The following is a 13,916-nucleotide window of genomic DNA, read 5'->3' as shown; positions in this document are numbered from 1 at the left end:
CCGCCGTGCTGAGCCCCCCGATTGCTTGAGCTCCCGCCCCGATGGCGAGCGAGCCACCCCCCTGTGCGATGGATTCGAAACCGACCGCGGTCGAGTTGACACCGATGGCTTGGTTGTCCGTCCCCACCGCGGTGGAGCCGTTGCCGCTTGCGGTGTTCGAATTGCCGCAGGCCAGGGAAGGCGTCCCGGTCGAGGTACTTCCACCCTCGGTACCGTCAGACAGCTCACAGTTCACCGACCAGGCCGGCGGGGCCAGCGCCATCAGCAACGCGGCCGAAATCAGGTTGCGCCGGAAGGGGGAGACAGAGCACCGCGCGGCGGTGGTCTGGGACGGGACTTTGCAGTGTGTGTTCTTGGCAGACATGTTTGACTCTCCAGTGTTGAACGAGGGATTTCGAATCCCGCCGGTGCAGCACCCTGGGCCGCCGGGAACCGGTACCGGCCCGTCGCCCTTGGGCGCTGCACGCCGGTTGCTCGTCACTGGAATCGCTGTCCGACGGCCTCGCGAATCGCGGGACACCGCCGGAATTGGAAAGGGCACCGCTTGAAAAACAGACGCCGATTCCAGAGGCCCGAGCGGTATGGATTTCGCCCGAATTCCGCGCGCGTCAACATCGGTCAGTAGTGCTAGTCCTTTGGGACTAGTGCGAACGGCGGAGCCCGCCGGCCGCGCTTCGCGGGAACCTCTCTGCCGCAGGCGGAAGGAGCAGCCCCCTAGCCCGGGTGAAACCCGGGGTTTTACGTGCCGGCGAAGGCAAAACCCGGGTTGCACCCGGGCTTGTATGTTGGACGAGTCGGAGCAATCTGACGGCTGAAGGAGACTTTGGCGGGCGGGAGGGCAGGCTGTACCCGGGCTGTGGTCATTGAACCTGTTGCGTAGATCAGCCTCCTTCCGCCTTAAGTTTTTGCGACGAACAGATCGAACGGTATCTGGGGCATTGAAGCCCGCACTCACAAGCTGGATCGCCCGTCGTCTTGCCGAAGCCTCGAAATCTTTGTCTCAAGGAAGCGGTTTGATGCACGTGCTGGGAATTGATGTCGCCAAGGCCAAGTTTGATGTGGCGCTCTGGCGGGAGGGCAAGCTCAAGTTCAAGACCTTCGACAACCAGCCAGCCGGGTTCGAGCAGCTACGGCAGTGGTTGCAGGACTTGGGCGTGGCGCAGGTGCAGGCCTGTCTGGAGGCCACCGGCCCTTATGGCGAGGCGCTGTCGGAATGGCTGTTCGATGCAGGCCATATCGTCAGCGTGCTCAACCCCGCGCAGGTCAAGGACTTTGCCAAGAGCCTGCTGACCCGCAACAAGACCGACACGGTCGATGCAGCGGTGTTGGCGCGGTTTGGCGTGGCGATGAGTCCACCGGCCTGGCGCCCGCCACCCCCGGCGGTGCGTCTGCTGCGTGCCCTGGTGCGGCGCCTTGCCGCACTCCAGCAGACCCGCCAGCAGGAGCACAACCGCCTGATGGTGGCCGATGCGGGCGTACAGGACTCCATCCAGCGTCACTTGGCCTATCTGGATCAGGAAATCGCCGCACTGCGCCAGCGCATCGAGGATCACATCGACCAGGACCCCGACCTACCGCAGAAACAGCAGCTGCTGGAAACCATCCCAGGCATCGGCACGGTGGTCAGCCACACCCTGCTGAGCTTCATCAGCCGTATCGAAACCTTCGACCGTGCTCGCCAGTTGGCCGCCTTCGCCGGACTGACGCCAAAACGCCATGAGTCCGGTAGCTCCGTGCGGAGCAAGACCCGGCTGTCGAAGATCGGCCATGCCGATCTGCGCAAGCTGCTCTACTTCCCCGCCATGAGCGCAATCCGATACAACCCCCTGCTCAAAGCCTTTGCCGAACGCCTACGTCACAGCGGCAAACCACCAAAACTCATCCTCGCCGCCGCAATGCGAAAACTCCTCCACATCGCCTTCGGCGTCCTCAAATCCAATCAACCCTTCAACCCCAATATCCTCGCCAAAACCGCTTGACGGGAAACACGGTATCTATGTTGCTGCGCCGACCCAAGAATCCGATGGATCGGGGGGTGGCGGTATGCCTGGGCAGGACCAGCACTTTGTTCGGAGTCGGTCGCCGGATTGCCGTCTCGAACTCGTGGCGCGGGTGCGATCCCGGAGTATGGCGCGGGCCGTCCGGGGGCTTCAGCCAGGTTACGTTGCTGCAGAGCACCCGGACCTATACTCGCCGCATGCCCGTCATTTCATACTTTTCGGTATCTACATCCGCATGTATCACGACGATCATGCGCCGCCGCATTTCCACGTGGAGTACCAAGGCCACGAAGCGCTGGGTTCCATTGGCACCGGCGAGATCATGCGAGGTTCGCTGCCGCGGCGTGCGGCGAAGCTCGTCTGGGAGTGGTGCCTTGATTATCAGGATGAGTTGCAGGAAGACTGGCGGCTTGCGCAGGAACTATTGCCATTGAAGCGAATTCCGGGAGCGGACAATGATTAAGGTCGTTCAAGCCAACCCGGCGGGCGGCACACGGATCGGCCTGCTGTTTTCGGACGGTACGGTCGGCGAATTCGATCTCGCATCCCTGATCGCACGAGGCGCCGAGCTGACCTTGCCACTGGCGGACGAAACGTTCCGCAGCCGTTTCTTTCTTGAACTCGGCGCCTTGTGTTGGCCCAATGGCTTGGAACTGAGCGCCGCATCCGTTCATCGTCGGCTGCTTGAAGCGGGGACGCTGCAGGCCGCCCAGGTGGCATAGCGCGCTTCGCGGATTGCAGCATCGCTCGATTGCTCCAGATTCAACGGTGCAACCTGGCTTGATTCGGGATCGTCATCCTGCAGAAGCGGAACCAGCCGCCGCCATAGTTTCCCGTCGAGTAGCAACTTCGCGATGCCGACAGAACGACTACTCGGTTTGGCGGTTTCTACCGGGCCGGGTCGAACGCCCCATTCCACCACCGCAGCGCTTGATCAGCCGACAACCCAGCCCGCCATAATGGGTGCCCGCCGCCCACGGAGTGCCCTGCCATGCCCGCCGCCAGCTTCCAGTTCAACTTCGGTTCCGGCGATGCGACGCCGCGCGAACCCGACGCGCCGATGCGCCTGCTGCTGCTGGGCGATTTCTCCGGGCAGACCGCGGCCGAGCGCACGCCGCTGGCGCAGCGCCCGCCGCTGCGGGTGGATATCGACAGTCTCGAGCGCGTGCTGGCCAAGCTGGCGCCGCGGGTACAGACGCCCGCCGGGCCGGTGACCTTTGCCACGCTGGACGACTTTCATCCCGATGCGCTGTACGACCGGCTGGAGCTGTTCGGCGCCCTGCGCGAGGCGCGCGCGCGCCCGGCACCGCAGGGGGAGGATTCACCGCTGGCGGCATTGCTCGGCGGCAAGCCGGCGTCCGCGACGACGGGCAGCAGCACGCCGAAGTCGGGCCTGGAGGGCTTGATCGAGCGCGTGGTGGCGCCGCACATCGTGCCGGATACCAGCGCGCAGACGCAGGCCTACCTGCGTGCGGTGGACGCGGCCATCGCCGAGCAGATGCGCCAGTTGCTGCACGCGCCGGCGTTCCAGGCCATGGAGGCGAACTGGCGTGGCGTGCAGTGGCTGGTGTCGCGCCTGGAGCTGGAGGAGAACCTGCAGCTGTGGCTGTTCGATGTCACGCGTGAGGAACTGGCAGAAGACCTGCTGGCAGCAGAACGGCCGCTGCAGGACAGTGCCAGTTGCACCGCACTGTCGGCCGCCGCGCGACGTCACAGCGGCGAGGCAGGATTCTCGCTGCTGGCCGGCCTGTACGGCTTCGCTGACACCGACGACGACACCACACTGCTGACCGCGCTGGGCGCGCTGGGCTCGCAACTCGGCGCGGCCTTCATCGGCAGTGCGGCGCGGCCGGACGCCGACGCTGCCCCTTCGCCCGCGTGGACCGCGCTGCGCCAGTCCCCCGCCGCGCGCTGGCTGGGCCTGGTGTCGCCGCGCCTGCTACTGCGCCTGCCCTACGGTGCGCGCAGCGAGAAGATCGAGCGCTTCGCGTTCGAGGAGCTGGCCGACACCGGCACCCACGAACACTATTTGTGGGCGCCGGGCTCGCTGGTGCTGCCGCTGCTGCTGGGCCGCAGCTATACCCTCAACGAGGGCTGGTCGTTCTCACCTGGCGACGAACGCGAGGTCGACGACCTGCCCTCCTTCACCCGCCCGGACCGCGACGGCGAACCCGAATTGCTGCCCTGCGCCGAAGTCTTTCTCACCGATGCGCAGGCCGAAAAGCTGCTCGGCCGCGGCCTGATGCCGCTGCTGAGCCATCGCCATCGCAACGTCGCCATGCTGATGCGCGTGCAGTCGCTGGCCGAGCCCGCGGTGCCGCTGGCCGGGCTGCCGGCCTGAGGGAAGTCGGGGATTGAGGCCAATCCCGTAGCCCGGTTTCGCGCAGCGAAGCCGGGGAATGCATCCACCTGCAAGCAGCGGTTTAACGCAAAGGACGCAAAGAACAGCGAGCAAGGCGCCAAGAAAAACACCGTGGACGGCGTTCATCCATCCATCCGGCGAAAGTTGGTGCCCCAAAACATCCTGGCGTCCTTTCTGTTCGCTTTGCGCCTTTGCGTTAAACCGCTGCTTCCAGGTTTACGTCCAGAACCCCGGCTTACCGCTGGCAAACCGGGCTACGCAGATTCTTGATCCATCACCCATGAGCACACCCCGCATCGTCCTCACCGACTTCGCCCGCGGCCGGCTGTTTCCCAAGGCCAGCCGGCGCAACACCATCCAGGGGGAAACGCCGGAAGGCTTCGCGCGCCATCTCAACGAACACGCGCCGCTGCAGGTCCTGCCCGGTTATGCGGACTTCTGCGTGCTGCACGTGCATCGCAACTGGACGCCGACACGCTGCCTGACGATTCCTGTCACCGATGACAACCGTCACCTGTTGCGCAGCGGCTACGAGACACGCACGCCGAAGGAACTGCCGGTGCTCAACCGCTGGTTCGAAGGGCTGGAGGCGCCGGTGGCCGAGTACCTGATCGCGATTCTCTACACCCGCGAGCAACTGCGGCGCGAGAACGACAAGATCAAGGGCGACTGGGGCGTGGTCGGCTGCCTGGCCACCGCCGAGCCGGAGGAAATCCCGATGGCCCCGATCACGATGATGCGCAATGCGCTGGGCGTGGACGAGGGTGGCTCCGGCGTGAGGCTGGATCGTGCCGCCTATCAGCGCAGCGTCGAGTACTGGGACCGGCATGCCAACTGGCGCGGATGAGGACCGACACGGACCGCCCCATGGATGAGTCTGAACTGGATTCCGGGTTCGCCTGCGGCGCCCCGGAATGACGGTACGGGGTTTCACATTGCGTGAACCCGTCATTCCGGGGCGCCGCAGGCGAACCCGGAATCCAGTGCTCCGCTGGCCGCACATCACACCGCTTCGCGTCTCAGGTCTCGACGTGTGGCAATAGCTCCCGGGTTGTACGCGGGCTACGCGGGTCTTACCGCGAAAGCGGCAAACCCTGCCACGAACACCTGCAACTGCTTGCGCATCGTCTCGTCGGAGAGCGCGCCCTGATCGTCGAACAACTGACCGGCACGCGACGCGAGCAATCGCCCTCCGCTCCAGGTACGCACGCCCAGCGCCTTGAGCACCGGCAGCCACGCCGCTTGGGCCGAGACCGTGCCCATGCCGCCCGGCGTGGCACCGAGCAGCGCCACCGCACGGTCGCCGAACACCGATGCCGACTCCTTCGGCGGCCGCGACAACCAGTCCAGCGCGTTCTTGAGCACGCCGGGCATGCCGTTGTTGTACTCCGGCGTGGCGATCAGCAGCCCGTGGCAGGCCAGCACTTTCTGCTTGAGTGCGGTGACCGCCTCGGGGATGCCTTCGGCCTGTTCCAGATCGCCGTCGTAGAGCGGAATGCCGTGCAGGGTGACGAGCTCCAGTTCCACATCGGGCGGCACCAGCCCCTGCGCGGCGCGCAGCAGTGCGGTGTTGTACGAGGCCTTGCGCAGGCTGCCCGAGATGCCCAGAAGTTTGGTCACGGTTGGTTCTCCGGTTGGCGCTGTCGACGATTGTGCCCCTCGTCACGCAGCGAAAAGGGATTGAAGCGGGTGTCGGTATCAAAGGTGTCGACGTTCTCGGCGCGCTTGAGCCAGCCCACCACCGCGTAGGTCACCGGCGTGAACAACACCTCCACCATCACCTTGAACGCGAAGTTGAACACGATCACCGCCACCAGCGCGTTGTTGCTCCAGATACCGTAGAACGCCAGCGGGTAGAAGATCATCGAGTCCGCCGCCTGGCCGACCGCGGTGGAGCCGATGGTGCGCGTCCACAGGTGCCGGCCTTGGGTCCACACCTTCATCCGCGCCATCACGTAGGAGTTGATGAAGTCGCCCACCCAGTAGGCCAGGATGCTGGCGGCGACAATGCGCCAGGTGTTGCCGAACACCACTTCCAGCGCCGGCTGCAAAGTTTTGTTCCAGGGCTCGTTGGTGGCCGGCGGCATGCTCACCACCACGAACGACATGAAGCTGGCGAAGATCATGGCGCCGAAGCCGGCCCAGATCGCGCGCCGCGCACGGGCGTAGCCGTACACCTCGGTGAGCACGTCGGCAAAGATGTAGCCGATGGGAAAGAACAGGTTGCCGGCACCGAAGTTGAGTTCGCCGATCCACGGCAGATGCAGGGTGCAGACCTTGCCCGGTCCGATCAGATTGGAGCACAGCAACACCGCCACCAGGCCGGCGACCAGGAAGTCGTAGTAGCGATAGCTCTTCATGCCAGTGGCGCCGAAATGGGATATTGGCAGTATGCCGCGCACCAGGGAGCGGCCCGGGGGTTGTCAATCAATCTAGAAAACGTTTTAGCGCAAAGGTGCAAAGGGAACGGAGAGGACGCCAGGGATTTTTCCGAACAGCGTCATTCACCAGAATGGGTATGCACAGTCCGCGATGACTTGCTTTGCGCCTCGCCTGCTCTTCTTTGCGTCCTTTGCGTTCCACCGCTTTCTGCAGGATCAGATCAGCGCGGGTGCATCCGGCAATTCGTTGCCGGCGTCTGCGGCGCCCGGCGGATGTCGCGCCAGGACTTCCGCCACCGCCTGGATACCGGCGATCGCGCCGTCGCGGAAACGTCCTTGCGCGAAGTGCTTTTCCATCACCCGGCAGCAGGCTTCCCATTCGGTCTGCGCCACCCGTCCGCTGCCGACCGCGCGATCTGCCACGATCTCCACATCGCGATCGGCCAGCAGCACGTAGATCAGCACGCCGTTGTTGTGGGCGGTGTCCCACACGCCCAGTCTTGCGAAGGCTTCTTGCGCAGCCTCGCGCGGCGTCACGCCATGCCAGAGGTCGGACAGCGACAGGGCCGCGTCCACCGCGAAGCGGATCTCGCCGGCATGACGCGACTCGCAGTCGCGGATCGCCTGTTCGACGGCATTGAGCACATGCGCCGGAAACGCCGCGCGACGCGCCAGCGTGCCGGTGGTCAGGTGTCGCCACCAACGTTGAACCCGGTTCACCATCGTCCCGATGCGCCCCCGCCGCCAAAGCTGCCGCCACCGCCGCCGAATCCACCACCACCGCCGAACCCGCCGCGGCCACCGCCATAGCCGTAACCACCGCCAGTGTTCATGCCGACCAGGGTCAACACGAAACCGAGAATGGCCAGAAAGATCGCGGCGACCAGAAAGCCGGTGAGCCACCAGCCCAGGACGAATGCGCCGCCGCCCACCAAGGCCGCGCCCGGCAGTGCCCCCAGGCTGCGACGCAGGAACTGGCCGAGGAAGATGATGAGCCCAAAGACCAGCGGGAAGGCCTGACCCAGCCCGTCAGTGCCGCTGCCGGCGCTGGTGGCCTGCGGCGGCGGCAGCGACTCGCCGCGGATCAGGTCCAGGATCTGCTCGACGCCAGCCTCGATGCCGCCGACGAAATCATCCTCCCGAAAGCGCGGCACGATGATCTCGTCGATCACCCGATTGGCGACCGCGTCCGGAATCACCCCTTCCAGCCCGCGCCCCACCTCGATGCGCAGCGCACGATCGTTCTTGGCAATCAGCAGCAGCACGCCGTCGTCCTGCTCGGCGCGACCGAGCTTCCAGGCGTCGACCACGCGGATCGAATACTGCTCGATGGATTCGGGCTGCGTGGTCGGCACCAGCAGCAGCGCGACCTGGCTGCCGTGTTCGCGCTCGAACGCGGCGAGCCTGGATTCCAGTGCGCCGCGCTGGGTGATGCTCAGCGTGTCGGTCTGATCGGTCACCCGCGAATTCAGCTCGGGGACCGGAACCTGCGCCCACGTCGGTCCGGTCGCCAGCGCGAACAGGAAAACTCCCGTCAGCGCCGCCCAGCGCCTGAACGCAGCGTGGATCACCCGCCGAAATCCACCTGAGGCGGCTTGGCGATGGCGTCTTCGTCTTCCACCGTGAAGCTGGGTTTCACCTCATGCCCGAAGATCATGGCAGTCAGGTTAGTAGGAAACGAGCGCACGGTGATGTTGTAGACCTGCACCGCTTCGATATAGCGGTTGCGCGCCACGCTGATGCGATTCTCGGTGCCTTCGAGCTGCGCCTGAAGATCGCGGAACAAGGCGTCGGACTTGAGCTGGGGATAGTTTTCCACCACCACCAGCAGACGCGACAACGCGGAAGTGAGTTCGCCCTGCGCCTGCGAAAAGCGTTCCATCGCGGCCGGGTCGTTGACCATCTCCGGCGTGGCGTTGATGCCACCCACGCGCGAGCGCGCCTCGGTCACGCCCAGCAGCACGTCCTTTTCCTGCTCGGCAAACCCCTTGACCGTGGACACCAGGTTGGGCACCAGGTCGGCGCGACGCTGGTACTGGTTGAGCACCTCGGCCCAGGCGGACTTGACGCCCTCGTCCTGCTGCTGAATGGCGTTGTAGCCGCAGGCAGACAGCAGTGGTAGTAGAAGCGGCAGCAGCAACAGGCGCAGGGATCGCATTACAGGGCTCCGGCATCGGCAGCGCATTGTAGGTCGGGTTTCAACCCGACATGCCAAGGTCGGATGTCGGCATGAATGCCGACCTACAGGCTAATCCTGCCGCCCGCTACCGCGCGTAATCCCGCAGCGGTGGCTCGGCATTGGCCAGGTTGGGTGCGGGCAGGCCGTTCTCCAGCTCCTGACGCAGCACGCTGATCAGATTCAGCGCGGCCTGCGGGGCGATGATCTGGTCGGGAATGATGGGCAGCAGGCCGCACAGCTCCGCCGCACCGCCGGCGCGCTCGATATTGGCCGGGCCGGGGTTGTCGATGGCATCCAGCGCCAGCTCGAAGGTGAGGCGATCGGTCAGGCCGATGGTGAAGTGATCGACGAAGCGACCCGGACACAAGTCCTGCAGCAGCAGGTTGGTGACCCGCGGATTGTCCTGGCCGAAATCCAGCGCCGCGGTCGGCACCGGAAACACCGGCTGCACCAGCTCGTCGAACACGGTGTAGAGGCTGGTGTAGTCGATGTCGCCGGGGGTTTCGTCACCGCGGTTGACTGCGGCGGTGAACTGCGAGCCCGGCGCGAACTGGTAGAAGGCCTCCGGCAGCAGGCCGACCGGAAACTCGGCCAGGCCGAGCACGTCCAGCGCCTCGGCCGCGATGGCAAACGGCAGCGACACGCTGGTGCCGTGATTGGGGCCAGCCAGCAGCACGAAGTCGTCCACCACCTCGCGCGCGGTGGGCCAGAACTTGAGCGCCCAGCGCGGCATCGACGCGCCCTGACTGTGGCCGATCATGTCCACCTGGCGCCCGGTCTGCGCCGCGATGGAGCGCAGGGCGTGGGCCACGTATTCCGCCGAGATCTGCTGATCGATGCTACCGCGGTCCGGATAGGTCACCGCGCAGACATCGAAGCCGCGCGCCACCAGCAGCGGGATGTAGGTGAGCTCCCATTGCTCGAAGCCGGTGGTGATGGTGCCGTGGACCAGCAGCACCGGGTTGCGCTCCGGGTGTTCGAACGGCGTGCATTTGAGCGCGGCGTCGAGCTTGGCGATTTCGACGCTCAGTGGCGGGTCGACCGGGTCGGAGCCGCCGCAGGCAGCGAGCATCAGGCTCAGCGCAACCAGGCTGCCGAGGGGCAGGTTTTTCATCGGTCTCTCCGACTCAGTTACGCAGCAGTTTGAAGGCGTGCCCGGTGCTGGCGTCGCGCAACGCCGGGATACACCACAGCATGCACAGCGGCTCGATGGCGCGCGCGGCCTCCATCATGCCCATGTCGGCCGCCTCCCAGCCAAGTTCGGCCAATAGCTCGCCCACGGTGCGCTTGGCCTCGGCGTCGTTGCCGCAGATGAACATGCTGGGCGGCCCGCCCGCGAACTGCGGCTTCACCATCTGCGCATGACCCACGCTGTTGAAGGCCTTGACGAAGCGCGCAACGGAAAACTCCTTCTGCAGACGCTCCATCAAGGAATCGTCCAGCGAAGTGAAGAAACGCAGCACGCCATTGACCGGCGGCTGATCGGCAACGGGATTGCTGGCGTCGATGACGATCTTGCCCAGCAGGTGGCTAGTGCCGGCCAGCCGCAACGCCCGGTTGGCCACCGAGCCGCGCACCGCCAGCACGATGACATCGCCGAACTTGGCGGCGTCGGTAAAGCTGCCGGCGCTGCTGCGCGGATGCGCCTTGAGCCAGTCGCGCAGCTTGGCGGTCTCGCGCGTGCCGATCAGGACCTCGTGACCGGCTTGCAGAAACCCCGCGGCCAGCGTCTTGCCGACGTCGCCGCTACCGAGGATGCCGATCCTCATGATGTGTGCTGGCTCATCAACACGTCCCCCAGAAAAAAGGCGGGCTCGCGCCCGCCTTCACCTTAGCGCAAATTCTGCCGGGATCAGGCGCCCGGTCAGGCGCCCGCGCGGGCTTCCAGCGCGGCGACGGCCGGCAGTTGCTTGCCCTCCAGGAATTCCAGGAACGCACCGCCGGCCGTGGAGATGTAGCCCACGTCTTTCTCGATGCCGAACTTGGTGATCGCGGCCACGGTGTCGCCGCCGCCAGCGATCGACATGGCCTTGGACTTCGCGATCGCCTCGGCCAGCAGCTTGGTGCCGTTGGCGAAGGATTCGAACTCGAACACACCGAGCGGACCGTTCCAGACGATGGTGCCGGCCTGCTCCATCGCCGCTGCCAACAACGCCGCGGTCTCGGGACCCACGTCGAGAATCAGGTCATCCGGCGCCACATCCTTCGCGGCTTTCACCGTTGCGACCGCAGTTGCGCTGAATTCCTTGGCGGTGACCACGTCGGTTGGAATCGGCACCGAGGCACCACGCTTGGCCATCTTGTCGATGATGCGCTTGGCCTCGTTGACCAGGTCCGGTTCGGCCAGTGACTTGCCGATGGGCAGGCCCATGGCGAGCAGGAAGGTGTTTGCGATGCCACCGCCGACCACGAGCTGGTCGACCTTGTCGGCGAGTGAATCGAGAATCGTCAGCTTGGTCGAAACCTTGCTGCCGCCGACGATGGCGACCAGCGGCCGCGCCGGCGCGTGCAGCGCCTTGCCGAGCGCTTCGAGTTCGGCGGCGACCAGCGGGCCCGCGCAAGCCACCGTGGCCTTCAGCGCAAGCGCGTGCGTCGTCGCCTCGGCGCGGTGCGCGGTGCCGAAGGCATCGTTCGCATACACGTCGCAGAGCTTGGCCATCTTCGTGGCGAGTTCTTCGCTGTTCTTCTTCTCGCCCTTGTTGCAGCGGCAGTTCTCGAGCAGCACGACCTGGCCGGGCTTCACGCTGAAGCCGCCGTCGACCCAGTTCTGGATCAGCTCGACCTTCTGCCCGAGCAGCTCGCTCATGCGCAGCGCGATCGGCGCAAGCGAGTCCGCAGGTTTCAGCTCGCCCTCGGTCGGACGGCCGAGATGCGAGGTCACCATCACCGCTGCGCCGCGCTGAAGCGCGAGCTGGATGCCGGGAATCGACGCACGGATGCGTGTGTCGTCGGTCACGCGACCCGCGTCATCCTGCGGCACGTTGAGATCGGCGCGGATGAAGACGCGCTTGTTGGTCAGATCGAGATCGGCAAGGCGGAGAAAGTTCATGGCAGGGCACGGCGGTTCGGAGCTGAAGTCACATTTTCGACGGGACGCGCCTGAAAAACCAAGGTCAAAACGGCCGCGCGCTCGCGGCGGAGAGTCAGAGCGCGTCCTGTTCCAGCGGCTGCCACAGGTCCCAGTCGATCTCCACACCGGGCACGGCGGACACCGGCAGCCGACCTTGCAGCAAGGCCGCGTCCGCCACTCCGTAACGCCCCTCAGCACCCAAGCGATGGATCGTCACGACGCGATCAATCGGATGCACCAGCCAGTACTCGCGCACGCCGCGCTTCTCGTAGAGGGCACGCTTCAAAATCTGGTCCTTGCCTGCGGTGATCGCCGACAGGATTTCCACGATCCAGTCCGGCGCCCCGATCAGGCCGCGCGGCGTGATCTTGCTGCGGTCGCAGACCACCAGCAGATCGGGCTGCACCACCTTGTCGGTCTTGTCGGAATCCTCGAAGCGTACATCGAAGGGTGCGGCGAAGACCTTGCAGGGCTTACCGCGCAGTTGGGTGTGGACCTGAGCGAGCAACTCGCCGCTTATGTCCTGATGGTTCGACGACGGCGCGGGCGACATGCTGTACGCCACGCCATCGATGATCTCCCAGCATTCATCCTCGGGAAATTTCAGATAGTCCGCGTAGGTGTAGTGGCGGTCCGTCTTGGTGGCTGGAATGGACATGGGGGATTCCTCCGATTTCCGGGCGACGATCTTCCTATCCCGGACGCTCGATGATTGTCGGCAAGGCGCAGGGCTTTGCATACCCCCATAACGCAGAAACCCCGCCATCGGCGGGGTTTCTGTTGCAGCGCGCGAGCCTTATTTTTCCGCCACCACGCGAACCATCTCCAGGCACTTGTTCGAGTAGCCCCACTCGTTGTCGTACCAGCTCACCAACTTCACGAACGTGGAGTCGAGCGCGATGCCGGCCTCGGCGTCGAACACCGAGGTGCGCGTCTCGCCGACAAAATCCGTGGCGACGACCTTGTCCTCGGTGTAGCCGAGCACGCCCTTGAGCGCGCCCTCGGACTGCGCCTTCATCTCGGCGCAGATCTCGGCATAGGTCGCGGGCTTTTCGAGTTCGCAGGTCAGGTCCACCACCGACACGTCGGAGGTCGGCACGCGGAAGCTCATGCCGGTGAGCTTCTTGTTGAGCTCGGGAATCACGACGCCAACGGCCTTCGCAGCGCCGGTGCTCGACGGGATGATGTTCTCGAGGATGCCGCGACCGCCGCGCCAGTCCTTGTTGCTCGGGCCGTCCACGGTCTTCTGCGTCGCGGTTGCCGCGTGCACGGTGGTCATCAGGCCGCGCTTGATGCCCCACTTGTCGTGGATGACCTTGGCCAGCGGCGCGAGGCAGTTGGTGGTGCACGACGCATTCGACACGATGGCCTGGCCGGCGTAGGTCTTGTGGTTCACGCCGTAGACGAACATGGGGGTGTCGTCCTTGCTCGGTGCCGACAACACGACCTTCTTGGCGCCCGCATCGAGATGCTTCTGCGCGGTGACCTTGTCGAGGAACAGGCCGGTGGATTCGATAACCACCTCGGCGCCGATTTCGGCCCACTTCAGGTTCGCGGGATCGCGCTCCTGCGTGAGACGAATCCTCGATCCGTTGACGAACAGCGCGCCGTCCTTGACTGCGATCTCGCCCTTGAAGCGGCCGTGCACCGAGTCGTACTGCAGCATGTAGGCGAGGTAGTCCGGCTCCAGCAGATCGTTGATGCCGACGATCTCGATGTCCTTGCCGAAGTTCTGCACGGCGGCGCGCAGCACGTTGCGACCGATGCGACCGAAACCATTGATGCCAACCTTCACTGCCATTTCACTGTCCTCGTCAAATGCGGCACGCACACCGCGCCGCGAAATGTGTAGCCCGGTTCCGCCGCGGGCGGAGCCGGGATCGTCGCCCGGGAAGCGTCCCGGCTTCGCTATAGCGAAACCGGG

At 65.2% G+C, this 13,916-nt stretch carries 15 protein-coding genes and 1 pseudogene; 5 read left to right on the top strand and 11 right to left on the bottom strand.

Annotated elements, in window-relative coordinates:
• Positions 1–40: 40 nt before the first annotated feature.
• A pseudogene (locus tag ACOOHP_RS02765) lies at positions 41–262 on the bottom strand (adhesin); the annotation flags it as partial.
• A gap of 601 nt (positions 263–863) precedes the next feature.
• On the opposite strand from ACOOHP_RS02765, the gene ACOOHP_RS02760 reads away from it, so the two are divergent.
• The 5 genes from ACOOHP_RS02760 (at position 864) to ACOOHP_RS02740 (ending at position 5,209) form a co-directional block, all read left to right on the top strand.
• Complete coding sequence (locus ACOOHP_RS02760) at positions 864–1,979, top strand: IS110 family transposase (RefSeq protein WP_420464935.1); 1,116 nt, start codon at positions 864–866, stop codon at positions 1,977–1,979.
• A gap of 256 nt (positions 1,980–2,235) precedes the next feature.
• Positions 2,236–2,463, top strand: coding sequence for a DUF4160 domain-containing protein (locus ACOOHP_RS02755; protein WP_420464934.1), 228 nt, complete (start codon positions 2,236–2,238; stop codon positions 2,461–2,463).
• Positions 2,456–2,722, top strand: coding sequence for a DUF2442 domain-containing protein (locus ACOOHP_RS02750; RefSeq protein ID WP_420464933.1), 267 nt, complete (start codon positions 2,456–2,458; stop codon positions 2,720–2,722). The genes ACOOHP_RS02755 and ACOOHP_RS02750 overlap by 8 nt, the downstream gene beginning before the upstream one ends.
• A 269-nt stretch (positions 2,723–2,991) precedes the next feature.
• Positions 2,992–4,341: a type VI secretion system contractile sheath domain-containing protein gene (locus ACOOHP_RS02745; protein WP_420464932.1), complete on the top strand. Its 1,350-nt coding sequence runs from the start codon at positions 2,992–2,994 to the stop codon at positions 4,339–4,341.
• A gap of 301 nt (positions 4,342–4,642) precedes the next feature.
• On the top strand, positions 4,643–5,209 hold the full coding sequence (locus ACOOHP_RS02740) for a DUF3228 family protein (RefSeq protein ID WP_420464931.1): 567 nt from the start codon (positions 4,643–4,645) through the stop codon (positions 5,207–5,209).
• Positions 5,210–5,424: 215 nt separating this feature from the next.
• Here ACOOHP_RS02740 and ACOOHP_RS02735 read toward each other — a convergent pair whose 3' ends face one another.
• From ACOOHP_RS02735 to gap, 10 genes are all read right to left on the bottom strand, one after another.
• Positions 5,425–5,982 carry an NADPH-dependent FMN reductase gene (locus ACOOHP_RS02735; protein WP_420464930.1) on the bottom strand — a complete coding sequence of 186 codons (558 nt, stop codon included), beginning with the start codon at positions 5,980–5,982 and terminating at the stop codon, positions 5,425–5,427.
• Positions 5,979–6,722, bottom strand: coding sequence for a queuosine precursor transporter (locus ACOOHP_RS02730; protein WP_420464929.1), 744 nt, complete (start codon positions 6,720–6,722; stop codon positions 5,979–5,981). Before ACOOHP_RS02730 ends, ACOOHP_RS02735 begins: the two co-directional genes overlap by 4 nt.
• 237 nt (positions 6,723–6,959) lie before the next feature.
• Positions 6,960–7,463, bottom strand: a complete 504-nt coding sequence (locus tag ACOOHP_RS02725; RefSeq protein WP_420464928.1) for a TPM domain-containing protein — start codon at positions 7,461–7,463, stop codon at positions 6,960–6,962.
• Positions 7,460–8,314, bottom strand: a complete 855-nt coding sequence (locus ACOOHP_RS02720; RefSeq protein ID WP_420464927.1) for a TPM domain-containing protein — start codon at positions 8,312–8,314, stop codon at positions 7,460–7,462. The genes ACOOHP_RS02725 and ACOOHP_RS02720 overlap by 4 nt, the downstream gene beginning before the upstream one ends.
• On the bottom strand, positions 8,311–8,901 hold the full coding sequence (locus ACOOHP_RS02715; protein WP_420464926.1) for a LemA family protein: 591 nt from the start codon (positions 8,899–8,901) through the stop codon (positions 8,311–8,313). Before ACOOHP_RS02715 ends, ACOOHP_RS02720 begins: the two co-directional genes overlap by 4 nt.
• Before the next feature lie 106 nt (positions 8,902–9,007).
• On the bottom strand, positions 9,008–10,036 hold the full coding sequence (locus ACOOHP_RS02710) for an esterase/lipase family protein (RefSeq protein WP_420464925.1): 1,029 nt from the start codon (positions 10,034–10,036) through the stop codon (positions 9,008–9,010).
• A gap of 13 nt (positions 10,037–10,049) precedes the next feature.
• Positions 10,050–10,691 carry an NADPH-dependent F420 reductase gene (locus ACOOHP_RS02705; protein ID WP_420464924.1) on the bottom strand — a complete coding sequence of 214 codons (642 nt, stop codon included), beginning with the start codon at positions 10,689–10,691 and terminating at the stop codon, positions 10,050–10,052.
• A gap of 95 nt (positions 10,692–10,786) precedes the next feature.
• Positions 10,787–11,971: a phosphoglycerate kinase gene (locus ACOOHP_RS02700; RefSeq protein WP_420464923.1), complete on the bottom strand. Its 1,185-nt coding sequence runs from the start codon at positions 11,969–11,971 to the stop codon at positions 10,787–10,789.
• Between the two features lie 94 nt (positions 11,972–12,065).
• Positions 12,066–12,650, bottom strand: coding sequence for a Uma2 family endonuclease (locus ACOOHP_RS02695; RefSeq protein WP_420464922.1), 585 nt, complete (start codon positions 12,648–12,650; stop codon positions 12,066–12,068).
• 138 nt (positions 12,651–12,788) lie between these two features.
• Complete coding sequence (gene gap / locus ACOOHP_RS02690; RefSeq protein ID WP_420464921.1) at positions 12,789–13,793, bottom strand: type I glyceraldehyde-3-phosphate dehydrogenase; 1,005 nt, start codon at positions 13,791–13,793, stop codon at positions 12,789–12,791.
• Positions 13,794–13,916: the final 123 nt, after the last annotated feature.

It is taken from the genome of Panacagrimonas sp. (assembly GCF_965216805.1).
GTDB lineage: Bacteria > Pseudomonadota > Gammaproteobacteria > Nevskiales > Nevskiaceae > Panacagrimonas.
Note: the sequence above shows the minus strand (reverse complement) of the source record. Positions and strands in the feature narration are given on the sequence as shown.